This is a genomic window from Mesorhizobium sp. WSM4842 (assembly GCF_055901575.1).
Genome location: NZ_CM148372.1, coordinates 6,918,080 through 6,943,818, shown reverse-complemented (window position 1 = coordinate 6,943,818; position 25,739 = coordinate 6,918,080). Strand labels below are relative to the sequence as shown.

Annotated in this window: 17 protein-coding genes and 2 pseudogenes; 14 read left to right on the top strand and 5 right to left on the bottom strand. The window is 59.6% G+C overall.

The genetic code is table 11. The features are described 5' to 3' along the window. Positions 1 to 63 precede the first annotated feature (63 nt). From pdxR to AC0NIE_RS33520, 4 genes and pseudogenes are all read left to right on the top strand, one after another. A complete protein-coding gene (gene pdxR, locus AC0NIE_RS33535) occupies positions 64 to 1,602 on the top strand; it encodes a MocR-like pyridoxine biosynthesis transcription factor PdxR (RefSeq protein WP_473489082.1) in 1,539 nt (512 codons plus the stop codon). A gap of 162 nt (positions 1,603 to 1,764) precedes the next feature. Beyond that, positions 1,765 to 2,487, top strand: coding sequence for a B3/B4 domain-containing protein (locus tag AC0NIE_RS33530; RefSeq protein WP_473480648.1), 723 nt, complete (start codon positions 1,765 to 1,767; stop codon positions 2,485 to 2,487). Positions 2,488 to 3,915: 1,428 nt separating this feature from the next. After that, positions 3,916 to 4,184: pseudogene (locus tag AC0NIE_RS33525) on the top strand (FMN-binding negative transcriptional regulator); the annotation flags it as partial. 329 nt (positions 4,185 to 4,513) lie between these two features. After that, positions 4,514 to 5,356: a TIM barrel protein gene (locus AC0NIE_RS33520; protein ID WP_473489083.1), complete on the top strand. Its 843-nt coding sequence runs from the start codon at positions 4,514 to 4,516 to the stop codon at positions 5,354 to 5,356. A gap of 428 nt (positions 5,357 to 5,784) precedes the next feature. On the opposite strand, the gene AC0NIE_RS33515 is transcribed toward AC0NIE_RS33520, so the two are convergent. The 4 genes from AC0NIE_RS33515 to AC0NIE_RS33500 all read right to left on the bottom strand — a co-directional run bounded on the left by AC0NIE_RS33515 (position 5,785) and on the right by AC0NIE_RS33500 (position 10,535). Then, on the bottom strand, positions 5,785 to 6,468 hold the full coding sequence (locus AC0NIE_RS33515; RefSeq protein ID WP_473480646.1) for a transposase: 684 nt from the start codon (positions 6,466 to 6,468) through the stop codon (positions 5,785 to 5,787). Between the two features lie 816 nt (positions 6,469 to 7,284). Next, complete coding sequence (locus AC0NIE_RS33510; RefSeq protein ID WP_473489066.1) at positions 7,285 to 7,443, bottom strand: hypothetical protein; 159 nt, start codon at positions 7,441 to 7,443, stop codon at positions 7,285 to 7,287. A 443-nt stretch (positions 7,444 to 7,886) separates the two neighbouring features. Beyond that, the gene (locus AC0NIE_RS33505; RefSeq protein ID WP_473489084.1) at positions 7,887 to 8,951 is read right to left on the bottom strand and encodes a LacI family DNA-binding transcriptional regulator; all 1,065 of its coding nucleotides are present in this window, start codon (positions 8,949 to 8,951) and stop codon (positions 7,887 to 7,889) included. 282 nt (positions 8,952 to 9,233) lie between these two features. Further along, a complete protein-coding gene (locus tag AC0NIE_RS33500) occupies positions 9,234 to 10,535 on the bottom strand; it encodes a dicarboxylate/amino acid:cation symporter (RefSeq protein WP_473489085.1) in 1,302 nt (433 codons plus the stop codon). 1,152 nt (positions 10,536 to 11,687) lie between these two features. Here AC0NIE_RS33500 and nifA point away from each other — a divergent pair. From nifA to AC0NIE_RS33480, 4 genes and pseudogenes are all read left to right on the top strand, one after another. After that, complete coding sequence (gene nifA, locus AC0NIE_RS33495) at positions 11,688 to 13,469, top strand: nif-specific transcriptional activator NifA (protein WP_473489067.1); 1,782 nt, start codon at positions 11,688 to 11,690, stop codon at positions 13,467 to 13,469. 232 nt (positions 13,470 to 13,701) lie between these two features. Then, positions 13,702 to 14,845, top strand: a pseudogene (gene hisC / locus AC0NIE_RS33490) (histidinol-phosphate transaminase). An 86-nt stretch (positions 14,846 to 14,931) separates the two neighbouring features. Further along, positions 14,932 to 15,960: an LLM class flavin-dependent oxidoreductase gene (locus AC0NIE_RS33485; protein ID WP_473489068.1), complete on the top strand. Its 1,029-nt coding sequence runs from the start codon at positions 14,932 to 14,934 to the stop codon at positions 15,958 to 15,960. A 310-nt stretch (positions 15,961 to 16,270) separates the two neighbouring features. Continuing rightward, on the top strand, positions 16,271 to 17,389 hold the full coding sequence (locus AC0NIE_RS33480; RefSeq protein ID WP_473489069.1) for a Fic family protein: 1,119 nt from the start codon (positions 16,271 to 16,273) through the stop codon (positions 17,387 to 17,389). 516 nt (positions 17,390 to 17,905) lie between these two features. Here the strand turns inward: AC0NIE_RS33480 and AC0NIE_RS33475 are convergent. Next, positions 17,906 to 18,328: a MerR family transcriptional regulator gene (locus AC0NIE_RS33475; RefSeq protein ID WP_473489070.1), complete on the bottom strand. Its 423-nt coding sequence runs from the start codon at positions 18,326 to 18,328 to the stop codon at positions 17,906 to 17,908. 71 nt (positions 18,329 to 18,399) lie between these two features. Here AC0NIE_RS33475 and AC0NIE_RS33470 point away from each other — a divergent pair, with 71 nt between their 5' ends. The 6 genes from AC0NIE_RS33470 (at position 18,400) to dbpB (AC0NIE_RS33445) (ending at position 25,736) form a co-directional block, all read left to right on the top strand. Next, complete coding sequence (locus AC0NIE_RS33470; RefSeq protein ID WP_473489071.1) at positions 18,400 to 20,646, top strand: heavy metal translocating P-type ATPase; 2,247 nt, start codon at positions 18,400 to 18,402, stop codon at positions 20,644 to 20,646. A gap of 32 nt (positions 20,647 to 20,678) precedes the next feature. After that, complete coding sequence (locus AC0NIE_RS33465; RefSeq protein WP_473489072.1) at positions 20,679 to 20,966, top strand: hypothetical protein; 288 nt, start codon at positions 20,679 to 20,681, stop codon at positions 20,964 to 20,966. Between the two features lie 303 nt (positions 20,967 to 21,269). Then, positions 21,270 to 22,226: a hypothetical protein gene (locus tag AC0NIE_RS33460; protein ID WP_473489073.1), complete on the top strand. Its 957-nt coding sequence runs from the start codon at positions 21,270 to 21,272 to the stop codon at positions 22,224 to 22,226. After that, complete coding sequence (gene dbpB / locus AC0NIE_RS33455; RefSeq protein ID WP_473489074.1) at positions 22,223 to 23,362, top strand: DGQHR domain-containing protein DpdB; 1,140 nt, start codon at positions 22,223 to 22,225, stop codon at positions 23,360 to 23,362. The genes AC0NIE_RS33460 and dbpB (AC0NIE_RS33455) overlap by 4 nt, the downstream gene beginning before the upstream one ends. Continuing rightward, positions 23,362 to 24,651 (top strand): tRNA-guanine transglycosylase DpdA, encoded by a 1,290-nt coding sequence (dpdA, locus tag AC0NIE_RS33450; RefSeq protein WP_473489075.1) that lies wholly within the window; start codon positions 23,362 to 23,364, stop codon positions 24,649 to 24,651. Before dbpB (AC0NIE_RS33455) ends, dpdA begins: the two co-directional genes overlap by 1 nt. Next, positions 24,648 to 25,736, top strand: coding sequence for a DGQHR domain-containing protein DpdB (gene dbpB / locus AC0NIE_RS33445; protein WP_473489076.1), 1,089 nt, complete (start codon positions 24,648 to 24,650; stop codon positions 25,734 to 25,736). Before dpdA ends, dbpB (AC0NIE_RS33445) begins: the two co-directional genes overlap by 4 nt. Positions 25,737 to 25,739: the final 3 nt, after the last annotated feature.

Genomic DNA, 25,739 nt, shown 5'->3' with positions numbered 1-25,739 from the left:
TTAATCCTCTTGATTTCGGGGACAATGCCGTCACACTAACTCAGATGGAACGTCCAGTTGGCGATGAAAGAAATGGTCCAGCCTTCTCCTGAAGCGTCGACAGCTCGCTCGCAAGGTCTCGGCGCGCGCCAGATCTGCGAAGCTCTTCGCGAGCAGATCCTGGGTGGGATCTATGAAACGGGCAGCCAGCTGCCGTCGTCACGCGGCCTCGCAAATGAACTCGGTGTGTCGCGAACCACGGTCACCGTGGCGTATGATCAGCTGGTCGCCGAAGGTTTCATCGAGGTCATTCAAGGCGCAAGACCTCGCGTTGCCTCTTCGCTAGTCCGAAGTAAAGAGACCAGCGCGGTGCCGAAACGGACTGGCCCGATCCACCTTTCCTGTTACGGCGAGCGACTGCGCGCCAGTCCGCCACGGCGCGATTACCTCCCCAACCGCCTCAAGGTCGATTTCCGTTATGGCGACCTCGCCCCATCTGATTTCCCGGCGCTGACGTGGAAGCGTGCGATGAACGCGGCGATGTCACAAAGCCCCGGAAGGCTGGCCTATCACGATCCACGCGGCTCGCATCGCTTGCGCCAGGCGCTGCAGGGATATTTGTGGCGTGCCCGAGCGCTTAGCTGCCAGGTCGAGCAGATCCTCGTCGTCAGCGGATCACAGCAGTGCCTCGATATGTGCGCGCGCCTGCTGCTCGATCCTTCTGACAGCTTCGTGATCGAGGATCCCTGCTATAGAATGGCGCGCCAAGTCTTTGCCAGCACAGGAGCCACGCCCGTCGCTGTCGCCGTCGATAGCGAGGGCATGAAGACCGAGCTGCTGCAGGAGATCCCAGCGCGGCTGGCCTATGTCACCCCGTCGCACCAGTTCCCGCTCGGCGCCGTCTTGTCGATTTCGCGGCGGTATCAGCTCCTCGAATGGGCTCGGCGCAATGACGCCTATATTATCGAGGACGATTACGATGGCGAGTACCGGTACGACATTCGACCGGTGCCCCCGCTGCATAAGCTGGAAGACCGCAGTTCCGTAATCTATGTTGGCACGATCTCCAAGACACTGTCGCCGATGCTGCGCATCGGCTACCTGGTGGTTCCGGCCGAGTTGCAAGACGTCTTTGCGATGGCCAAGCAGCTTCTCGACAGGCATTCTCCGGTCGCGGAACAGGAGGCCCTGGCCTCACTCATCGAGAGCGGTGGTTATGAAAGCCATGTGCGCCGCGTCCGCCGTCTTAACGGCGAGCGGCGAGAGGCACTGCTTGCCGTCCTTCGACGCGCGTTCGCAGACAGCATTGCCATCGAGGGGGCCGATGCAGGGCTGCATGTCGTCGTCTGGTTCAAGGATCTTTCTCGGTCGCTGGAGGACGTCCTGGTTGAAGAGGCGCGGCGGGTCGGGGTTGGCATCCATCCGATTTCATCGCTGTACATCCGAGATGAAGGCCGTGCTGACCGGATTGGACTGGTGATGGGCTATTCCGCCCTGACCATTCGGCAGATCGAGAATGGGGTTCGGCTCCTTACTGGAGCTATCCAACGGGTAAGAAACTTTGCCCAAGAGTCGGCAAGATGCTCAATACCCGCCCTGACAGCGAGCGGGCCTGGCTCGTGACCCCAGAGTCGCGCCGGCATTGATCGCAGACTGAATCAGCAAGACTTGCCAGGACTGGCTCTGTCGGCCAGTCCTGGTCGATTTCGGGAAAGGAATTCTTGAGGATACTGTCAAATCCGGTGGAAGCAAGGCACCGTCGCGGCCGGCTTAAAGGAGGAAGCGTTGTTGGATTTTCCGCTGATCGACGAAGAAATAGCAGAGATCGCACCTGACTTTCGCGCAATCAGCATTCTTGTTGATGCAGAGGACAGTGCGCGAGGCGTCATGGCTCGGGACGTGTTGGGAGAGGCTTGCGATTTCGCCCGAGCGGGGGGACCGGCCTGGGGAGAAGCGCACTTGGCCAATTGGGCGGAGGCATACGTCCGGTTCGGCGCGAAACCAAACCGGACGCCGTGCTCGGCGCAGGCATTGAAAAAACGGGTGGAGAAGGATGGCCGCATCCCACCAATAAATCCTGTCGTTGACCTCTACAATGCAGTGAGCCTGCGTTTCTCAATACCCATTGGCGGCGAAAATTTCGATGCATATGTCGGCAAACCGCGGCTGACGATTGCCGTAGGAACGGAGTCCTTCCACACTGTTTTGAATGGGGAAGCGGTCGTCGAAAGTGCTTCCAAGGGGGAGGTCATCTGGCGCGACGATCTGGGAGCTACATGTCGCCGCTGGAACTGGCGGCAGGGCACGCGCACCCGGTTGGAGACCGTGGGCGGCCGCATGTGGTTTATTTTGGAAAGCTTGGCAGCGATGCCGGAAGAGGCGCTCGAGCAGGCGGCTAAGATGCTCGTGAGCGGTCTGAGAGAGCTGGCACCAGGGTGTAAGGTCTACAAGCAGGAAATCACCACCGCTAAAGCCTCAGTCGCTAGTCTCGACAGGCGGGTCGGTTGAGGAACGTGCCCGCCCCGATGATGATCGGTGCACTCGCAAGCAGTCTGCGTTCCTTTGCCAGCGGGTCTCCTGGGGCTGCGAAGGTCGATAGGAGGTAACGCCTCTGGCCATTTCGTACTCAGCAGGCCAGCGGAAGGTGCACCGCATTCATAATTCGAATCGACCCAGTGTAGCCACGGTCCAAAGATTGCGCACCTCTTCGGGTTGCTGCTTTGATCAATCTCGACGTCAGACGCTCCGGGGCGAGCTTCAGTCTTGGCACTCCGAGCCAGCATAACATCTCGTGGCGAAAAGCCGGATGGAATTCGGATCGAAGCGGTCGCGAGACATCTGCCATGCTTGGGCAGACTCGTGGCTCTCCGCCGAGGGGGGATGCGGATGACGATTTATTTCCGCCTACCTCATCGACGTGTGTGATGACCACGGCAGTTGTGCCCGATCCGCCGTTGGCCGCGTACGCCTGCCGTGCGGCAGTGCTCGATCGCCGACATGACCTTGAGCTGCCGAGGCTGAGCTGGCCTGCATGCGCGACCTGATAGGCAGGCCGGGCAGCACGGAGCATATCGGCGATCTCGCTCGAGTCGCCGCACGCTCACCCGTCGGGCGAGCTCTCCGCCTCCTCGAAAGGCTAAGTTCTCGCGGACTGGCCTGCAGCATATCTGCGGGTTGAGCTTGCGTAGAGGGCCGTGTGTCGAGCTTGCGTCTCCCAGCAGGACCCGGGTAACTCCGACGTCGACGCCGGCCTCCAGGCGTGGCGAAGCTGTGACGCAGCGTGTGCCGGCCAGGCCCCTTGACGGTGTTGGCGCTTTTGCAGTCTCGGCGACAATCCGATGGATCTGCAGCGTCGGGTAATCGCGTGCTGCCCCGGGAACAGCCAGCCACCGCGGCGACGCCCTGCTGCCGCCCGACCTTCCATCAGTAGCGCAGTTGGCTGAGCCGGCCGGCCGACAGCATGGCATCACGGCACCGTGCGCCGTACCACGCTCGATCGGCAGCAGCATGCGCTCGTTGTGACCGTGGGCCATAATGCACTGGCCGCTCCTCCTTCCCTTGAACGAGCCGCACGAGATGCGCCATCTACGGGTAGGTGTCTTCAACAGCACCCCATCAGGGCCGCCAGCAAGGCTGCCCCTGATTCTATCTTTATCGCCGGCAACTCGATCGGGTAGCGCTACGCTGGCGACGGCGGGGCCACGGACGGTTGGGCTAAGCCAAGAGATGTCGGGGGCGCAGAAGTCGTGGAGGGCCTCATTGTTGGACCGCCAAATTGTTAGCCCGATGATCCCCCGCCATGCCACTTCACCAACTGGACGGCTTCAATTGCAACGAACTGGCTGTTTCCAGAGGGCCAGATTGCAAGTATCTGACCTGCAACGCACACAAGGAGTTCCCCCGATGTACACCCCTCCGGCCTTCTGAGTTGATGATATTGATTTCCTGCGAGCGAGCATCCGCGCAGCGCCGCTGGCGAACTTCGTCACTGCCACGACCCAATGACTTTTCGCCTCGTCACTGCCCTTCTTGCTTGATGAAAGCGAGGGCGAGCACGGCGTGATCTGCGGCCAGCTCGCGAAGGCCAATCGGAAATGCCGTGTTCCGCTACTGAGCGATGGCTTGGCCATCTTCATGGGGCCGGATGCTTACGTGACCCGGAGTGGTATGCGGCCAAACGGGGAACCGGGAAGGTTGTGCCGACCTGTAAGGGAGGCGCTATGATCGCGCTGGGCATCGGCCTCGCTACGAAGAAGCAGCCTGCCACATCAGTTTGGCTCCGGATCGGTTCAGCATCTTTCCGGGTTGGCGCCTACTCTGCGGAAGCAGCTGGATAGCCTCGATCGATCCTCGGTCATTTCGCCTAGCAGATCAATGTTCTCAAGAGGCGCGGTAGTATCCGTTGCGTGAAAGTCGGCTCACAATGAAGCACAATCGTGTGAATAAAGAGCGGGTCAGTTCGATTGACTCGCCTTCCTATGCCGATCATTTCGGCCTCATAAATCAACAAACGGCAGAAGCCAGTCAGCCGAGAATGGCGGCCGCTTTCATGAAGGAAAGCCACTCCGTGCGCCAGGCGCCACTTCGGTTTGCACTCGACCACATGGCGACGCCCGGGCTTGACGTCAGGACGTTCTTCGCGCTCGCCCGCGATCTGGGTCTGACCGACGTGCAAATCCGGAATAATCCCTGCAGTAAGGCTGTTGTGCGCGGCAAGCCGCCGGCGGATGTTCGGTCTGCCGCTGCCGAAGCGGGCGTCACGATCATCTCAGTCAACGCCCTACAGCGGTTCAACGAATGGACTCCCGCCCGCAAGGCCGAGGCCAGCAAGCTCGCCGATTATGCGGCCGCCTGTGGCGCCCAGGCGCTCATGCTAGTGCCGGTGAACGACGGTTCGTGGTCCGCCAATGGCGAGCGCAATGGCAATCTCCGCGTCGTCTTGAAGACGCTCAAGCCGATACTTCAGTCTCGGGGTCTGATTGGGCTCATCGAACCGCTTGGCTTCCAGACCTCCTCGCTTCGGTCGAAGAACGAAGCGGCTAACGCCATTGCCTGGGTTGATGGCCAGTCCGTCTTCCGGCTTGTGCACGATACATTCCACCACACACTCGCCGGCGAGACGTCCTTCTTCTGCGATCTGACCGGTCTCGTGCACATTTCAGGCATAAACGATCCAACCTTGTGGGTTCACCCGGATCGCCTCCTGGGAGGTTCCGACAATTGCAGCCAGATCCGGGCGCTACTTGATGGCGGCTATACGGGTCCCTTTTCTCTTGAGCTCGTCGAGGAAGTCCACGCATTGAATGACTCTGCAGGCGCATTTGCCGCCAGCATCGATCTCATCCGACACGGGCTACTGGCGCGAGTGCCGGTCTAAGGCGCGTAGGCAAATTGAGCGGAGAAGTCATTCGAGATCGCTCCTGTGTCCCGCTCATGCAGATGCTTGCCGGATCACCATTGTCAACACTGGCCATTGGACTGCCTTGGGCGGCCGCGGCCGTTCGATGGGCCCGCAAGGCGAAGGTTGGATCTGATGCTGAGGGCGGCGGACTATCGGAATTTTCGGACGAAGAGCAACTGACGGCGGACAAAGGGCGAGTGCGCGAAGCCAACCGCAGGTGGTCCTGAGGTGATCTTTTTCTAGGACCGCGGTCGCGCCGCTGCTGCTTCACCTCGGCGGCCTCTCCGGGATCACCGACGACCGCTTCCTCCGACCAGAAGTGCCGATGCCAGACCCGTAGCTATGCGCTCTCGGATAGCGCGTGGGACAAGAATTCTGGCGCTCCGATCTGCGATTCAGCGTTATTAAAACCCCAGCTTCCTCTTCAGTTCCGCGTTCTCCTTGCGCAGGCGTTCCGCGAGCAGGCTCTTCAGTCGTTTGTTTTCTTCCTCAAGCGCGACGAGGTCCTTCAGATCGTCACCAACCGATGCAGGCAGCGCAGCTTTCTTCCATTGGTAGTAGGTCTGTTCTGAAATGCCGGCCTGCTTTACGGCGCTCTTGTGGGAGGCGCCGCCACTGATAGACTTCTGTATCAGGGCGAGCATCTGGGCGCGCTCCTTTTCAGAGTAGACCTTACGTCCGGTCCGCACGGTCGCTGCTGGTGCTTCCTCCGCCTGAGACGCCGCATTGGGCGCATTCTTCCGAGCAGGCGGCCTGGGCTCAGCCTTCGCTCTCGGCGACCGTTGGGCTTTCTTCTTTTGGGGCCTCTCTACTTTGGCTGCCGGTTGCGTTGCAGTTGTTACTGATTCTGCGTCCAGGGGATTTGCCATGAGATACTCCGCTCGCGGTTTGTGCATGTGTTCAGCATCAAGCGCTACAACACTTGAGTCAACAGGGCGACCATTTGGCAACTCCATCTCCTCGAGTTCCCTTGTTGTCTCGGCCATTGCTGCGGTTAGATCGACATCGCTCCAGATCGAACGACTCCGTTTTTGAGAACTGCGCTTCTGTCTGATCTCCACCGTGAATGCTCGGGGCTGACGCCTCATAGGTCGTTCCTTGTTGAACACGAATTATGCAGGAAGTCGCGGCAGACGACGAATGAAGGTCTGGCCGCTTCTTCTGTAGCCGAGCTATATGCATCGGACCGCCCGAGCAAGCCCTGCTGGCGACGCACACCCCGGAACAGACCAGTTCCTATGAGCCCCTAAAAGCAAGTATGCAATGCCATCTCGGGACCGAGGAGGTGGTGGATTCCCGCAGCATGCAAAAGCTATCTCCCGTGTTTTCGATGGTAGAGCGACGGCTGGCATCCGAACTGAAAGGAGCTGCTCAAGAGCTGCGATCCAGTCTGCGCTGGCAGTGCAGGACGGCATACCTCCGAAGGCCGGTGCTACCGACGCTAGCCCGCTGATTACCGACATCGGTTGGCGCCGAAGAACGGACAGCTGCGCAGAATTGGCGAGCGGGGAGAGGCGAGGGCACGAGCCGAGTCGAACTCGCATCGAGCGTCGTCCGGCAGCGGCAGAGCATGACAGGCTTCTTCGACAAGAACGGAGCCTGACCGAAGCTACTCGTCGCCGCAGTCGTTGCTGGGGCGACCCTTCTTTCACGAGTACCGCGGCGGCCGCCTGGTCGGAACGTCGTCCCGGTACTGACCGAGTGAATTTTGCGGAGCCACGCAGCGGCGTCGTGCGCAATCGGGAAAGCCAATATAGACTTGCCCTGGGCAGGACGTTTTCGTGGCCCGCGGAGTGCATAAATTCCCCGAGCCTTTACCGGGCCGCTATACCTCTTGGGAGCGAGTTTGCTACGCTCACGATATGTCCGGAAATTTCCCCTTTCACGCCGAGCTTCAAGCCGCTTCACTTGTGTTCGCCTCCTCCTGAAAGCCTGCCAACCCGCTTTTCGCGTTCGATCGATGGCGCGTTCTCAAAGTCGATCATGGCCTTGATGTCGACGGTCAGGTTTGGGAATGCTGAAGGACGCACGCCTGGTTGCCTCTCCGGCAGCCAGGCGATCACGGGGGACTTCGCTGAGCCATCAGCAAGCATTGCTGCAAAACGGCGCCAAAACTGCCCCCGACCGGCGTCGGCGTCGCCCGACCATTAGTGAGCGGTCCGACTCTGGGCAACGCACCGCTCCTGTTCGGAACACCGCATGAAGCGAAAGAGCCATTTTGGTGGGCCCGTTATGCTTCGTCCAGCAAACGATCGGCGGACGCGAGCAGCTTGTGAGGGATGCAGCCGAATGCAGCGCTGCTCCCACAGCGAAGCTCCTTTGTAAGAGCTTCACGCTTAGCTTCATCTAACGTGATTGAATTGAGGAGATCCCCCAGCACGTCTCCGGCCTCGATCTGAATGAGCAGAGCGTACACTTCATTTGAATGCGCATACCGTCCCGAATGGAGTGGATTGCGCGGCCATTTATGAAAGGAATGTCGGCCATGGCGATAGATCACATCATTTCAGATGTTTTCCGGCAGATAGATGTCAAACGGGAGAAATGTCTGCCCCGGCGTCTCCGCGGTGCCGGTCTTGATGGCGCGATCCATCAGCAACATCAGCTCCTGGCAAAGTCGGCGCAGTGGCGTCGCCACCGCCATCGTGATGATGTCGTCCGCGAGGGCCTCCCGCGACTCCGGCGTGATTTCATTCACGATCGCGACGAGATCCTGGCCTTTGCCCTCTTCCCGGAGCGCGGAGATAGCCCCCTCCATGCCACCGCCGGCCATGTAGAAGCCGACGAGCTCAGGTTCCCGCTGCATAAGATCCAGCAGCGCCTCGTAGGTGATCTGTCGCTTCTCAAGATTGACGAGCGTATCCAGCACCTCGAATGCTGGCTCGTTCTCACGGAAATAGGAACGGAACCCGCTTTCCCGCAGCACATGACCCTGGAAACGGTGGCTGCCGACAAACACGGCCACCTTGCCAGACCGTTTAGCGACCTTGGAGAACATCCAAGCTGCCGTCCGACCGACGCTGCGGTTGTTGAGACCTATGTAGCCCTCGCGCACGCCGGCGGCGAAGTCAGAAAGTAGCGAAAAGACGGGGATGCCTTTCGCCTTGAGCTCCTCGACTGTTGCCGTGATCTTCGGGTGGTCTGGCGCCACCATGGCGATTGCGTGGCATCGGCTACCAAGATCCTTAAGCAGTGCCGTCAGATCGCCAGGCAAATGTGACGGCGCGAATTCGATGAGCGGAATGCCGTGGAAGCAGTGGGCCGAACTGACCGACGCCTCGACCTCGCGCGCGAACTCCTGGTAAAAATGCTGGGCCGGTTTCCTCAAGATGAAGCCCAGCCGGTAGCGGGGCAGGTCCTTTCCCATGCGCTGTTTGATAAGTCCCGCAGCATGATAGCCGATCGCGTGGGCCGCGTGGTGGACGCGACGCGCGGTCTCCTCCCGCACCGGAAGGCGAGCGTTCAGCACCCGATCGACCGTTGCCACGCTCACCCCCGCTTCGCGGGCGAGATCGGCAATTGTAGGGCGCTTTGCCGTCGCTCCGATTTTGATCGGCTGGCGCTCCGTCATCCGGTGCATGCCGGCGACGGATTGGGGCGGCAAAGTGATTTCGGCATCCTCCCCGATCGACGGCCTATACATTGATCAGCGCTCCAGGCGCACCCGGGCGCGTCTCGGTCTGCGGTCCGTTTCCATATTGCGTCCATGTTTCTTGTCCTCACCGCATTTGATGCTTCTGATCTGTGGCCCGCGAACCGCTGTTTAGACCCGGCGAGCCGATTGTTTGGTGGCTGATGAGCCGGCGACTTGGCTGGTCGCGCTGCAGCAATCTTGCTGGGGCGCGTGGTCGGTTTAATCTCTCGGCAAGCTCCCGTAGAAGGCAGCTTTCATGCGCGTTTCATCCAGTTCGCCTTCCCAGCGGGCGACAACCAGCGAGGCCACCGCATTGCCGATTACGTTCGTCAGCGCTCGGCATTCGGACATGAAGCGGTCCACGCCAAGGATGAGGGCCATCCCAGCAACGGGAACGCTTGGTATTACGGAGAGCGTAGCAGCCAAGGTGATAAAGCCGGCCCCTGTTATACCTGCGGCACCTTTCGAGGAAAGCATCGCGACAAGCAATAGGAAAATCTGATCGGGAATCGACAAGTGCGTGTTCGTTGCCTGGGCGATGAAGAGGGCGGCGAGCGTCATGTAGATATTGGTGCCGTCCAGATTGAAGGAATATCCAGTCGGGATGACGAGACCCACGACGGAACGCTTCGCGCCGGCGTTCTCCATCTTCGCGATGAGCGAAGGCAGCGCGGCCTCCGAGGAGGACGTTGCTAGGACCAGCAGCAGCTCTTCCTTGATGTAGCGCACGAGAGAAAAGATCGAGAAGCCGTTGTATCGGCAGACCACGCCTAGAATCCCGAATACGAAGAGGAAGGCGGTGAAATAGAACGTGGCGACCAGCATGGCGAGGTTGGCCACCGAACCGATGCCATATTTGCCGATGGTAAAGGCCATGGCGCCGAAAGCGCCGACGGGCGCGGCCCTCATCAGAATGCCGACCAGCTTGAACACCGGCGCGAGGAGCGCCTGAAGCAAAGAAAGCACAGGCTTGCCCGTGTCGCCAACCATCGCCAGGGCGATGCCGAACAGCACCGAGAAGAACAGGACCTGCATGATGTCGCCTTCGGCGAAGGCACTAACGATCGTCGAGGGAATAATGTTCATCAAGAAGCCGGTCACCGACTGCTCGTGGACCTTGGCGGCATAGCCCTTCACGGCCTGGGCATCGAGCGACGCCGGATCGATGTTCAGGCCGGCACCCGGCTGAACGACATTTGCGACAATGAGACCGACAATCAATGCGAGGCTCGAGAAGGTGAGGAAATAGATCATTGCCTTGCCGGCGACCCGGCCGACCTTCTTGAGGTCATTCATGCCGGCAATGCCGGTCGTCACGGTTAGGAAGATCACCGGCGCGATAATCATCTTGACAAGCTTGATGAAAGCATCGCCGAGCGGCTTCAGGCTCTCGCCGACCTCCGGGTAGAAATAGCCAACTGCGACACCGAGGGCGATGGCGGTAAGCACCTGAATGTAGAGCTGGGCGTAGAAGGCCTTGCGGGGCACGGGACCCGCGCTTCGGATTGGTGGAGCCAACAGCTTTTCTCTCCCTGACCGGATCGGGGTGGGGCCTCCTCCCTTCCCGCGCTTCTCCCATCGCGGCGCTCCGGTCACGCGCTGCTGGCATGTCGACAGCAAGTGTTGTGCCAAGTGGAGGCCCGCGCCCAATAAGGTATTCCTCCGCTCGGTGAGGCAGCCTCAGTAAGGGCGGGTTGTGCGAGCTTCCGCACTGTTGCCGTCATCTCGGGAGAAATCCCGCACTAACGCCAGCTTTGCACCCATTGCTTTAGCCTGACAGCCACCAGTCGGTAACTCTGCGATCCGCTGTGCCCGCTCGCTTCTTTGTCGCATTTGCGACCCGGCCGGGCACGGAAGTGGAGGATTCCCTACACGAGCGGGCTCTTACCGCGCTCCCGCTGCAGCCGTGGCTTCTCGACGGGTCGTCGATAAGACGGAATGATTCACGGGACTTGGTGCGCATCGGTGCGACTCAGAAGATGCTTCATAGCGCGAACACTTTAGCCGCTCGACGACACTTCGGGCCGTAGTGTCGACGCAGCCGCCCTAATGCCGACAGCATCCCGGGGGCGTCGACCTCGTACGCTCACCGCGCCGGTCCTCCGTGAACACGCCGCGGTTACTCTGCCGTTCGATGTCCATCCGTCGGCAAATCTAAGTTGATGGAATTCTATCATGTCCTCGTGCTTTCCTTTCAGAAATGCGAGGAAAGCTCGGTTGACTAGCCATCCTCATTCCCGCTCTGTAGGGCAACGTGTGGTTGCGCTCCGGAAGCCTGAACCGCGCCCCAGTTCAGTAAGGAATAGCCGAGCCATGCATCAAGCCTTGCCTCCGGCGTCTTTCGGGCTTGCCCCTCGTCAGGGCCTGACCGACGCCCAAAACCGTGACCCACACTTGATCTTATGCAAGGCAGTATGTCGCCTGCGGAACTCTGGCGTCCTGCCGCCGACACCTCACGACTACCTGCATCAACGTCTCAAGCGTTCCGGTAAGCGGCTCCCACCCGCAAGCAAGTGCGCCAATCATGCTGCGGCTCGCGGGGCGAAGAAATTCTTGTTGGTGCCGGCCATCGTTGGCTCGGGCCCTGATGCCATCTGACGATGCGTCTACGCCGGGGACATCGCAGATCCAGATGGCGCGGCGTTGCTGTCGCGCCCCAAGATCGAGGATGACATGTTAGATCAGGACAATGGTCGCCAATCTGAAGAAAGTGCTGAGCAGACTTCGTCAAGCTGCACATCACCCCACGACACCAAAAGGGATGACTTGGAACCCGCCATTCTGCCGTCGCGCGCGAGCGCGCTTGCCGGCATCTACGAAATTTCGAAAGCGCTCACCGCCCCCTCCGGGCTCGAGGTCAGGCTGGCCAAGGTTGTAGACCTGCTGCGATCGTTTCTGCAGATGAGGCACGGCATCATCTCTCTTTTCGACGGTGATGGCGAACTGGAAATCATCGCAGGCGCCGGCCGGACCGAGAGCTGCAGTGAGCGCTGCCGGACCTACCTTCCGCGGAATGCAATCGACCAGGTTTTGGCGACGGACAAGCCCCTGGCCACCGAGAACATCGCGGTTCATCCGGCTTTCACCGCCGCCGACATGGACGTGCTCGGGGCTTCCGACGACATACCAGTGTCCTTCATCGGCGTTCCCATTAGCGTCGATGCAAATGTCGTGGGCACGCTGACTATCGACCACGTACTGCGCCATGGCTCAAGAGTTTGGCTCGATTACAGCCTCTGTCTGCTCCCGCTAGTCGCCAACCTGATAGGGCAGGCAGTGAAGTCGCATCGCTCTTTCGAGGGCGACCGCGAGCAACCGATGGCAAAGCAGGACTCCCTGCCAAAGCAGAAGCGCCTGGCCCCGCAGCGTAACACTCACGTGGGGATGATTGGCGACAGTTTGGCGTTGCGAGGTCTGCTTGAGAAGGTCGCGCTCGTAGCCAAGGCCAAGATTGCGGTTCTGTTGCGAGGCGAATCCGGTACCGGTAAGGAGCTGGTCGCCAAGGCTATCCACGAGTTGTCCCCGCGCGCCAAGCGGCCCTTCATCAAGCTCAATTGCGCGGCGCTACCCGAGACTGTGCTGGAATCCGAATTGTTCGGCCATGAGAAGGGTGCATTCACAAGTGCGTTCAACTCGCGCAAGGGGCGCTTTGAGCTCGCCGACAAGGGGACATTGTTCCTAGACGAGATTGGCGAGATTTCGGCCTCGTTCCAGGCAAAGCTCTTGCGCGTGCTGCAGGAGCAGGAGTTTGAGCGGGTCGGGGGCAACCAGACCATTAAAGTCGACGTCCGCATCATTGCCGCCACGAACAAGAACCTGGAAGAGGCAGTTGCCAGAAACGAGTTCCGTGCCGACCTCTACTACCGCATCAGTGTTGTTCCCTTGCTGGTGCCGCCGCTTCGCGAAAGGCGCAGCGATATTCCGCTACTTGCAGCTGAGTTTCTCAAGAATTTCAACGATGAGAATGGCCTTATGTTGACCTTCGATCCGAGCGCGATCGAAGTACTGATAAACTGTGACTTTCCCGGCAACATTCGCGAACTGGAAAACTGCGTGTATCGTGCCGCGGTTCTGGCGGCGGGGCCATCAATCGGGAAAGACGACTTTGCATGCTGCCAGGGCAAATGCTTCGCCGAGGCGCTGCATAATTGCAGAGTTGGCAAAGTCGCGCTGCAACCTTCGCCGATCGGGCCGCTACCAGTGGTTCGGGCCATACCGCCGGCTGCTGGGGTTAGTTCTGCCGCCGTCCCACCGCCGTCAGCGACCGAAGGGCAGCCGCCGCTGGACCCAGTCGGGGTAGTCCACTCTGCGAGAATGGCCGATGCCGAACGTGTCATCCAGGCGATGGAGAGATGTGGCTGGGTCCAGGCAAAGGCGGCACGCCTGCTCGGACTGACGCCGCGCCAGATCGGCTACGTGTTGAGGAAATACGGCATCGAGATCAAACGTCTTTGAACAAATCACCGAGCCGAGTAGCTGGGACAATCAAGTATTCGTGCCTTGGCGCCCTTGAGGAGTGATGCGGGGCTCCTGCAATTCCGATCCGATCGCACAGACCGCGCTGCCCCCGCGGTCGTCGCCCCACCGTGCACCCGGGTCTCACGGCAGCGCTATCGTCGGTGGTCCAGGCCCTGTCTTGATCACCAGCTCGTGCCGGACGCACTGAGACTGAAACGGAGAAAAATTGATGTCTGATGCAAAACTGCAAACTGTGCTTTCTTCCCTTTCGCAGGTAGCGGGACAGTTAGATGTTCTGCTGTCCGACAAACCGGCGCCGGATCCTTGTTGCGTCAAGCTAAACACGAACGAGAACCCGTTTCCGTTGCCGAAAGCCATAATGCAAAGTGCGATGGCGGCTCTTGAACGGCAATATCTATATCCAGAAGACGACAACGTCAGCTTAAGGCAAGCAGCGTCGGAAGCCTACGGCGTCTCGAAGGATCAGGTGATCGCCGGAAACGGATCGTCTGAACTGCTCGGGCTTATCTACAGAGCTTTCCTGGTTCCAGGAGACAGAATGGCGATGGATGTCGCCGGGGTTTTCGTTCAACCGCAAACTTGCCCGTTTGCAGGGTGCTCAATTTCTCGAAATCGGATGGTGCGCAGATCATTCCTTGCCCGTCGAAGACTTGCTTTTGGGACCGGCAAAAGATGCCAAGTTCATTCTGCTGGCCAACCCAAACAATCCGACCGGAACGTTTGTTCCTGTGGCCGATGTTGAACGCCTGGTATCACAATCAGACCGTCTGATTGTCTTGGATGAGGCCTATGTCGATTTTGCACCGGACAATGGTCTGCATCTCCTCGATCGCTATCCAAACCTCCTGATCTTGAGAACATTCTCGAAAAGCTATGCCACCGCCGGCATTCGCGTCGGTTTCGGACTTGGCCACCCCGAAGTCATTGGCAGGCTGCGGGATCTCCAGAACGTCTTCAACGTGAACGTGATCGGCCAGGCTGTTGGCATCAGTGTGCTTGGGCACCGCGGCGCCTATGCCGAGAACCACAAGCACATCAGGGATGAAAGACAGCGAGTGACGGTGGCACTGTCGAAACTCGGATTTTCCGTAATACCTTCTCACGCAAATTTCCTGCTAGCGCGTGTTCCACCGGGGCAGGAAGGCTCATGGTGGCAAGCAGCCTTGGAAAGGCAAAAGATACTCGTCGCCTTCTTTCCGGATGCAGGGCTGGAAAATTACATCCGCATCAGCATCGGTACAAAAACCGAGATGGATGAATTCCTTGACGCCGCCAGAGAGATAGCAGGAAGGGCGGAGGAAACGATCCCGCTGTGCCGGCGGTCAGCGGCTGCTGCCTTAACCAGTCGATAGCTCCCCGGCCATTAAGCGACCGATAATTTGAATTTGCTTGCATCATTGCGAGCCACGAACTGTTGCAAAGAGTTGGAGAAAATCGCGTGAAGAATGCCTTCCCACAGGGCCTGACCTTCGGCATATTCGACCATCTGGACGAGGACGGCTGCGAGATTGCCCGGCAATACGCCGATCGCCTGAGTTTGGCAGAGGCCTGCGATCACCTTGGTTTCTACGCATATCATCTGGCAGAGCACCACTGCACTCCGCACGGGAGGGGCCCATCGCCGAATCTGTTCTTATCTAGCGTCGTCCAGCGCACCCGGCACCTTCGCGTCGGCCCGATGGTAATGCTCCTTGCCCTTTATCATCCGCTGCGTGCGTTCGAGGAGATCTGCATGCTGGACCAATTGAGTGGTGGCAGGGTCGAACTGGGTATAGGGCGCGGCTCTCTCCCAGTCGAACTGGGTTACTTCGGGATTGCTGCGGAGGCGGCGCCAGGTCACTACGCGGAAGCCAGCGAAATCCTCATCAAGGCGATGAAGGGCGACACGCTGTCCTATCGCGGCCGCCATTTTGAGCTGAATGACGTCCCTTTGACGCTGAGATCTTATCAGCGCCCCCATCCACCGACATGGATCGCCACCAATAGACCCGAGTCGGCCAGCTGGGCCGCTTCAAGTGGCGCCAATATCGCGTGCCTGGGACCTGCCTCTTCTGTTCGCAGAATCACAGATGCATTCCGAGCCTGCCGGGAGCGCAGTGCCGACGCGGACGAGCGAGGGCCATTTCTTGGAATGCTCCGCATGGTCGTGATCGCGCGATCGGAAACAGATGCATATGCGCTCGCGGCACCCGCTTACGAACGATGGCTCAAGAGCTTCAGGTTCCTCTACGACCTCAATGCGCTCCAGACGCCCCCAAATCTGCCGCTGAGCTTGGATGCAGCAATCGAAAGCGAATTGTGCGTGGTGGGAACGGCATCTTCCGCGCGACAAGCTCTTCTTGATCAGCTCGAAGAGGCCGGTGCTAATTATCTACTTTGCCAACATGCATTTGGGAATCTGTCCTTAGACGCTTCGCTATACACCGCAAGGACGATCCAATCTGAAATCATGGCTCGAGTTACCTGACGTGGAATGCGCGCTCCGCCTTCGGAGTTGAATTTTCTCCGGCGCACCATCACCTTCCCGGTCCCGCGCATGATGCCGATATAGTGCTTGGTGTGTGGGTGGAGGGCGCGCACGCTTGTGGAGGCCCTAGATACTTGGAGCGACCGGCCTGCCGATTAAGAAATCGCCCCGATTTCGTTTCGCGAGAGAGGGCCGGACTTGTGCGTACCAGGGCAAAGCCCCAGCTTCTGAGGCATAGAGAGGCATAGGGAAGATTGCTATAGCTCATTATTTAGGGCACTATGAGTTATAGAAAGGTGCGCTATAACTCATGGTATGGAATTGGGAGCAGGCTGACTGGCCGCATTTTACCTACGATAAGGAAGAATTGGAACCGCTGGAAAGCGAATTCCTGCTCCGATCGGGTGAGTTCCTGGGTGTCTTTCGGCACGTCGGTTCTGACGATCGCGACCAGATACGCATCGATCTTATCAGTGAAGAGGCCTTGAAGACATCCGCGATTGAAGGGGAATACCTCAACCGCGAGAGTCTGCAATCCTCCCTGCGCCAGCAACTTGGGCTGGGCAGCGAGAACAGGCGCATTCCGCCTGCCGAGCGCGGCATCGCGGAAATGATGGCCGACGTGTATTTACATTTTGGCCATGCCCTCTCGCATCGCACTCTCTACGCTTGGCACAAGATGGTGATGTCGGGGGAACGGCGTATTGAGACCATTGGCAATTACCGCCAGCATGCCGATGTCATGCAGATCGTTTCCAATCGGCTGGATAAGCCCAAAGTGCATTTCGAGGCGGCACCTCCCTCAGCGCGGGTCAAAGCCGAAATGGATGCTTTCACCGCTTGGTTCAACGATACCGCGCCTAAAGGTAAGACGCCGCTCCCGGCGTTGACGCGAGCCGGTATCGCGCACCTTTATTTCGAGAGCATCCACCCATTTGAGGATGGCAACGGCCGCATAGGCCGTGCCCTCTGCGAAAAGGCGCTTGCTCAAAGCCTGGGTGAACCAAGTCTCATCGCTTTGGCATACACGATCGAACGCCACCGCAACGCCTACTACGACAACCTGCAGGCCAGCAATAAGAGCAACGCGGTAACAAATTGGCTGCTCTACTTTGCCAACACGATCCTTGAAGCGCAACGCGTAACGCTGGTCCGCGTCGAATTCTCCGTAGCTAAAGCCAAGTTTTACGAACGCTACCGAAACCAGTTCAACGAGCGGCAGGAAAAGGTCATCGCCCGAATGTTCCGCGAAGGCATCGACGGGTTCAAAGGAGGGCTCAGCGCCGAGAATTACATCGCCATCACTCAAGCATCGCGCGCGACGGCGACAAGAGATCTGCAAGACCTCGTTTCCAAGGGCGCGATGACAAGAACTGGCGAACGGCGACACACGCGTTACGCCCTGAACATTCTGGATGACCGCAGGTAAACCGCAGCACAGAATTATTGCCACCTTACTCGCGCAGCGACACGTGCGAAGTTTTAAGCAAAGGTCTATGAATTCAGGATCGCGCTGGGCAAAGCCTGGGCACCAAGTCCGACTTAAACGGTCCGTCTGCATTTCGCTGAGAATTTCAGGGCAACGGTTGCGGTCCCAGCGTGTTTTTATCTTCAAGTGTCGGCAATGTTCATGGCATTTCGGGCGACCGAAGCGATACGGCCAACGCATCGGCGGTGCCGCTCCGCCTTTCTCAAAATCACCTTCGGTCTGGCCCATCTGGTTTGTTACATGGGCAAAGCAAATCACGTCCTTGTGACGCGCCGATGCAAAGGAATAGAGGGCCGCTGCTACCGATTCCGGACAATTGCCGGAGTGCAAGCCACTTCAGCTCGTGGCTTAGCCGTGGTCAAAATCATCACCTCGCCGTGCAGTCGCGCCTCATGACCTGGATGGTGGCGGAAAGGCCGGCTCACGAATGATTAGATCGTTCGAGATCGGGTCCAGTCAGTGCCGGGCGTGTTCGCATTGGCTGTGATCGGCCAGCACCTCAATCACCCGGCATTCACCGACCTTCCCGTGCCGGCAGCCTTCGACCATGAGTTCCAGTTCGGCCTTCAATGCCGTGAGGCTGCGTATCCGCTGAACGACGTCGGCCAGCCGCGCCTGGGCTATGGTATCGGCCGTGGCGCAGGGCTGGCTGGGATTATCCTGCAACGTCAGCAGGGTGCGGATGGCTTCGATGCCGAACCCCAACTCGCGTGAATGGCGAATAAACGCCAGCCGGCGCAAATCGCTGGTTTCATAGTGCCGTCGATTGCCCTCGCTGCGCTTCGGCGCGGGCAGCAGGCCGATTTTCTCATAGTAGCGGATGGTCGGCACTTTCACGCCGCTCTGTCGTGCCGCTTCGCCAATCGGGACACTGCGCATGATTTTTTCGCTTGCTCCTCTAGTCGCTAGAGAATGTAGCGTGCCGCTGGAATGGTTCAAGGAGTGAGACGATGGCTACAACCGCCGCACAAACCCGTTATCGCGTTGAAGGCATGGATTGTGCCGGCTGCGCGACGAAAATCGATAGCGCGCTGCGGCGCATGCATGGCGTCCAGGATGTGAACGTCTCGGTCACTGCCGGCACCATGACCGTCAGGCACACTGCCGAAAGCGACCTCGCCGCGATCGAAAAGAAGGTGACGGGCCTCGGCTATTCTGTGGCTCAGCTCACGAGCGAAGCCGGCCAGATTGCCAAGCCGGCCGGGTACGGCACCAAAGGCGGCCATGACCACGCTGGCCACGACCATGCTGGCCGCGACCATGCCGGCACAGCCAAAGATGACCACGACGACGTGGAGGGGTTGCACGGCCACGACCACACGCCGGCCACGGGGCCGTGGTGGGACAGCGCCAAAGGCCGACTGAGCATCGCCAGCGGCGCCGCATTGGCCGCAGCTTTTGCGATTCACTATGTCTGGCCGGCCAGCGGCGTCTGGCTTTTCATTGCCGCCATGCTGATCGGACTGGTGCCGATTGCACGGCGAGCTGTGATGGCCGCGCTCGCCGGCATTCCCTTCACCATCGAAATGCTGATGACCATCGCGGCGATCGGCGCCGTCATCATCGGTGCCGGCGAGGAAGCCGCCACCGTGGTCTTCCTGTTCCTCATCGGCGAGTTGCTGGAAGGCGTGGCCGCCGGCAAGGCGCGCTCCAGCATCCAGGCGCTGACCACGCTGGTGCCCAAGACGGCATTCCTGGAGGAGAATGGCGCCACGCGCGAAGTTCCGGCCGAAGCCCTTGGGGTTGGCGCCGTCATTCTGGTGCGGCCGGGCGATCGCATTCCAGCCGACGGCAAGATCATCGAGGGCGAAAGCGCCATCGATGAATCGCCGGTGTCGGGGGAAAGCGTGCCGGTGCGCAAGGGCGTCGACGCGGACGTATTCGCCGGCACCATCAATGGCGACGGCGTGTTGCGCATCACCGTTACGGCTGCGGCGTCCGACAACACCATCGCCCGCATCGTCAAGCTGGTCGAGGAGGCCCAGGAAAGCAAGGCGCCGACGGAACGCTTCATCGACCATTTCTCACGCTGGTATACGCCCGCCGTCGTCGCCGTGGGGGCTCTGGTGGCCGTCGTCCCGCCGCTGGCCTTCGGCGACGACTGGAACGAATGGATCTACAAAGGCCTGGCGCTGCTGCTCATCGGCTGCCCCTGCGCCCTCGTCATATCGGTGCCGGCGGCAATCGCCGCCTCGCTCTCGGCCGGCGCCAGGCGTGGTCTTTTAATGAAAGGCGGCGCGGTGCTGGAAGGCTTGGGCAAGATCACCGCCGTGGCGTTGGACAAGACCGGGACGCTGACTCAAGGCAAGCCCGTGGTGACGGATGTCGTGGCCATCGAGATCAGCGAAAAAGAGGTGCTGTCGCTGGCCGCTGCACTCGAAACCGGATCGAGCCATCCGCTTGCCCTGGCTATCCTGCGAAAGGCCAAGGCCGATCGCGTGCCGGTGCCGCCGGCGGCAGAGGCCAAGGCGCTCGGCGGCAAGGGCGTCGTCGGTCGCATTGGCGGTAAGAACGTCTTCCTGGGCTCGCCGATCGCTGGAAGCGAGAAGGTCGCGCTTCCGGCCGAGCAGGCGGCCCGCATCGCCGAACTCAACGACCAGGGCAAGTCGGTGTCGGTGCTACTGATCAACGATTTGCTGGCCGGTTTCATCGCCATGCGCGACGAGCCTCGGCCGGATGCGCAGGCCGGCCTCAAGGCGCTGACCGATGTTGGCATCAGGACTGTCATGCTGACTGGCGACAACCAGCGCGCGGCGGAGGCAATCGGCAAGCAACTCGGTATCGAGGTGCGCTCGGAACTGCTGCCTGAAGACAAGCAGCGCATTGTCGGCGAGTTGAAAGGCCAGGGGCTGACGGTCGCTAAGGTCGGCGACGGCATCAACGATGCGCCGGCGCTCGCCGCGGCCGACATCGGCATTGCCATGGGCGGCGGCACCGATGTCGCCCTGGAGACGGCAGATGCGGCGGTGCTGCATGGCCGCGTCGGCGATGTCGCGGCGATGATAAAACTGTCGCAGGCGACCATGGCCAACATCAAGCAGAACATCGCCATGGCGTTGGGGCTGAAGGCGGTGTTCCTGGTGACGACCGTAGTCGGCATCACCGGCCTGTGGCCCGCCATTCTCGCTGACACAGGCGCGACGGTGCTGGTGACAGCCAACGCCATGCGGCTGTTGCGCTGGAAAGGTGGGGTGTAGATTGCCGCCTTCTATGTCGTTTGGGATGGCCGATGAGCAACAACCATTCGCATCGAAGCGGCGCTTATTATTCGCCCGCGCCGTTTATCGGGGCATTTCTGGCGATTGCCCTTTTCGGTGAGCCGGCATCAATCCCGAGAAGAGCATCTACACCTATTGGAATTTCTCCTATGGAGGCGGTTACGATACGAGTTCTGGCCTGCGAATGGACCATCTGCTTCGCGTTGGCACCGCGGCTGCGCGGTGCCGGTGTAGATGTTGAGGTGAGAGGATGGGAGAAGCCAAGCGATCACGCGCCGGCCTGGATCGATCTGGAATAGTCGAAGCGCAGGCCCCGTTTCCGCGCTGAGCTCCCGGTTGAAGCTTGATCCGTTGTCCAGTAATGCGGCACCATCTCGATGAATTGGGTGCAATAACTGGGGACATGTTCAGCAGCCCCTCCGTTCAAGGCCGCATATTTCGGGCTTCCCATTGCAAAACCTACAGAATTGCTGTAGCTCTTGAACGTCACTGCGGCTGTCGCACACAGCTTGTGGGTGCAGACTGGCGAGTACGCTACATCTAGAATGCGGTCGATGGGGTCGAGATGCCGCCCACGGATTTTTCGCGCAGTTATTGGTGAAATGAACGCACTTAAGCATCCATCTCCGCCTGCCGTGACCAAACGAGCCGACGCGGTCGTCACCATCTGTACGTTTCGAAAACGAGCCCGCCCACCGGTCGAGTCCACACCAGCCTCGCTACCAATCGACACGCAGGACGCGATCCAAACTGCGTGGATTGAAAGGGTCCGGACGTTACCCGCCGATGTCACTGCGGGCGAAATTTACGCGGGACGCGGCTTTTCGTTGGCAGCCCGCTCCTCAGAGATCGCTTCGGCCAAGCTTTACATTCTGTCTGCAGGGCTCGGTCTGGTTGCTGCGGACCGAAAAGTTCCCTTGTATGGGCTTACCGTGTCCGCGGGACACTCCGACTCTATCATGGCGCGGGTTAGGGGTGAATTCGACCCCGGCGCTTGGTTCTCTGGCTTGCAATCATCGGCTCTGTCGGATCCCTGGGTCGACGCGGTTGGTCGAGGGTCTGGGCGCATTCTGATCGCCCTTACTCGGCCCTATGCTCAAATGGTCGGCGAAAGCCTGAATGCACTTGGCCCGCAGGCTTTAGCTCGACTGAGAATTTTCGGTGCTTCTCTTGCCTCAGTTTTGCCACCTGCGTTGCATTCGGTGGTCGCTCCCTATGATGCGCGACTAGAAGCTATCCTGCCTGGAACCCGGTCCGACTTCTCTCAGCGGGCATTGCATCACTTTGTGGGTTTGATTGCCGGAGAGGGGCAGCAGGATCGTGACGCCGATTATGCGGCAGTCAGCAGCGCGCTCACCAAGGTGACGGCGCCCGACAAGCCGCGCCGGCCGCGTCGATCTGATGCAGAGTTGCTTGAGTTGATCGCGGTTCGCCTGCAGTCTCAATTGGGCGTTGCGCGCATTCTGCGTGCACTTCGAGACGAAGAGGGTGTTGCCTGCGAGCAATCACGCTTCAGTCGGCTCTATCAGATCGCCCTTCACAAGAGGGAGGCAGCATGACGCGGCCCCGGAAGACGACCGAGCCTACTCTCGCCGTGCGTGCGGTCCGGACTGAGCAGGCGGACAAAGCTGTTTACGCCTTCTTTGTTGCTGGCGCAGACCTGCTGAAAATAGCGGAAATCAGCCGCGTGCATCGCGACGGTGAAGGCTCGTTGCGAGGATTTCAGCGCAAGGGGATCAAGAGTCACGTTCAGGCGATCACAGAATTCTTAGACCAGGGTCCTGTGCTTTTTCCGAATGCCATCATTCTGGCGATCTCGCCTCGAGCGCGCTTTACCCAGGCACGGGGTGAGAGACCGAGCGGCGACGTGCGGGTTTGTGAAGCAGGGACGCTACGTATCCCACTGCCGAAGGACGGCCCAAAGGCGGCATGGATCGTAGATGGCCAGCAACGCTCGATCGCTCTGTCGCAAGCTCAAAACAAGAGCTTTCCGGTCCCGGTTGTTGCCTTTGTTTCGGAGGAACTTTCCGTCCATCGAGAGCAATTCATCTTAGTCAATAAGGCCAAGCCCCTTGATCCTCGACTGATCAACGAACTCCTTCCGGAAGTCGATACCGCCTTTCCGCGCGATCTTTCATCTCGGAAGATCCCTAGTGAACTAGTCAATCTTCTCCAATCGTCTCCCGATTCCCCGTTCTTCGGTCTGATCAGGAGGCTATCCGAAGACTCCGCCAATGCGGTCGTTACAGATTCCGCTTTGGTCAAGGCGATCAGAAACAGCATTAATAGCGCTCTCGGCTCTCTGGCCCCCTATAAGGCGACGGCTGAATCCCCCGCCGACATCGACGCCATGTATCGCGCACTGGTCTCTTATTGGAGCGCTGTACGCGTCGTGTTCCCGGAGGCGTGGGGTCGTCCGGCTACCGAAAGCCGGCTTATGCACTCGGCCGGGATCGAGGCCATGAGCCTTTTGATGGACCGCATCATGTCGCGTGCCGCGCCCGGTGCAGACTTGCTCGCTCACGCGAGCGAGTCGCTTTCACGCATCGCTCCTTACTGCCGCTGGACCAGCGGCAGGTGGACCGAGCTTCAGCGAGATTGGAACGAAATTCAAAATGTCGGCCGCGACATCAAACTTTTGTCCGGTCACCTGGCGCGCCTCGACCATATGCACGCCTTCGCCAAGGTGGCCTGATGAAGTTTCTCTTTGCAGACAGCGTCGACACGATCGACCCCGACTATGACTTCATTGAAGATCGCAACGGCAGAGGCCGGTCAGTGCACCGGGACGACGAATACCCGCACGAATTCTTAGAGCAAGCACCCTATGACGGGATCCTAGTATCCCGCGGCATCGTGGGGGATATAGGGCACCCAGGAAAGTATTCTGAAGCTCAATTGATGCGATTCCGTCGAGAAGGCGCGCGGCGATTTCTGCGCTATCCGCTCGAACGATTTCCGGAAAGCATCATGCTGGGAGACTGTGGTGCCTTCTCGTACCGCAACCTACCAGAGCCTCCTTATCGCGCCGAAGACACGGCAGAATTTTATGCCGACGGTGGCTTCACCCACGGATGCTCACCCGACCATTTGATCTTCGATTTCGACGACGTTGGTGTGACCCGCAATTTGCATGATGTCCCCGAAGACGTGCGCGGTCGATACGAGATCACCCTTCAGAACGCCGCCGAGTTCCACCAGGCCTCAAAGGCGCTAGGACCGGGATTCACGCCATTGGGCGTCATCCAAGGATGGTCAGCAGAGAGCATGGCGGAGGCCGCACGGAACCTGGCGAGTATGGGATACGACTACTTGGCCATTGGGGGCACAGTGCCCCTGAAGATCGAACAGATCCGCCGCGTTTTGGACGCGTTGCGTGGCGTCCTCCCGGATCATGTCCGCCTTCACCTGCTCGGTTTTGGAAAGATCGAAGAGTTGGCGGTGCTCGAAAAGTACCGCGTAACCAGCTTTGACACGACTTCACCATTGCTACGGGCGTTTAAGGACGCACGAAAGAACTACTGGGCCCGCACGGCCAGTGGCGAACTCTCATACTACACGGCAATACGCATCCCGCAGGCCACCCAGAACAACAAGCTCAAGCACAAGGCGCTTGAAGGGAGGCTCAACCAGGAGGATGCGAGGCGTCTTGAAGACGCCGCGCTGTACCACGTCCGCGCCTATGCCGCCGGTGGGGCCACGCTGGATCAGACTCTTGATGCGGTAGTGGAGTATTGGGCGGTCCTCAATTGGAACGAGGAGGCCTCGGCAAGTCGTCGAGCGGATGCAGCAGCCCGACAACGCAAGGCATATACGCACACACTTGGCGATCGACCTTGGGAACGGTGCAACTGCCGCGTCTGTCGGGAAAGCGGTGTGGAGGCCGTTATTTTTCGAACGTCCAATCGCAACAAGCGACGAGGCATCCACAACCTCCACGTCTTCCACACTCACCTTAGCGAATTTCGACAGGAAACCGTATGAGCAAGCAGCACCTTATTCGGTTCGACGCGCTCGCGCCGGTTCAGAGCGACACGTTGGTGGTCTTTACCTTCGTCGCCAAGGCATCGGAGGTTGCGCGCATCGCTCGCATCGAGCGAGCAGGACGCGACGACGGCGGCGCCCTCCAAGGTTTTCAGAGACCGCAGATAGCGGGCCACATTCGCGAAATCCGCGATTACCTGGAAAAGCCGAACTCGATCTTGCCCAATGCGATAGTGGTCGCTTTCATGGGTGGTGCTCGATTAGAGCCCGCAATGAGCCCTGGTGGCCGCCTTCATCAATTGGTCGTCGATACAGCCAATGGCCCTCCGGGCTGGATCGTCGACGGGCAGCAGCGCTTCACTGCGCTTTCCGAACTTCGTGGCCGCGAGTTTGAAGTGCTCGTTTCAGGCTTCCTTTGCGAGACAGAGGAGGAGCTGCAAAAGCAGTTCATCCTGGTCAACAATACCCGCCCGCTGCCAAAGGCACTTGTCTATGAGTTGCTCCCCAAAGTTGGTGATCTGCCGACACGCATGACGAGCCGATCACAAGCCGCTCTTGTTACCGAGGCGCTAAACTATCGAAAGGGATCCTCGCTAAAGGGTCTGATCAAACAACAAACGAACCCGAAGGGAGTGATCCGCGACACCGTCCTCCAACGGGTCATCATGAATTCCCTCAGCGACGGAGCCCTTCGGCTCTATTCCGGCGAGGACCAGCTTCTGCTCGCGCAGGGTGTCACGACGATGAGCGAATTCTATCACGCGGTTCAGCACGTGTTCTCGGACGATTGGATTGGGCAAACGCCCAAGTCCTCCAGGTTGCTTCACGGCACCGGTATCATCGCGCTGGGCTATGTCATGGATTTTCTCAACAGCGTTACCGGTGCCTCGACACGCGGCGAATTTGCCGCTGGCCTGCGACTGCTCAAAGGAAAGACCGCCTGGAGCGCGGGCGAATGGGAGTTCGGTTCAGAGCGCCGTCGCTGGAACGGGTTGCAGAACGTTCCGGCAGACGTCCGCCAACTGTCATTTCACCTGGTCCAGGTCCTCAAGCGGCGCCTCGCCGAGAACGAGAAGGCAGCCTGAGAC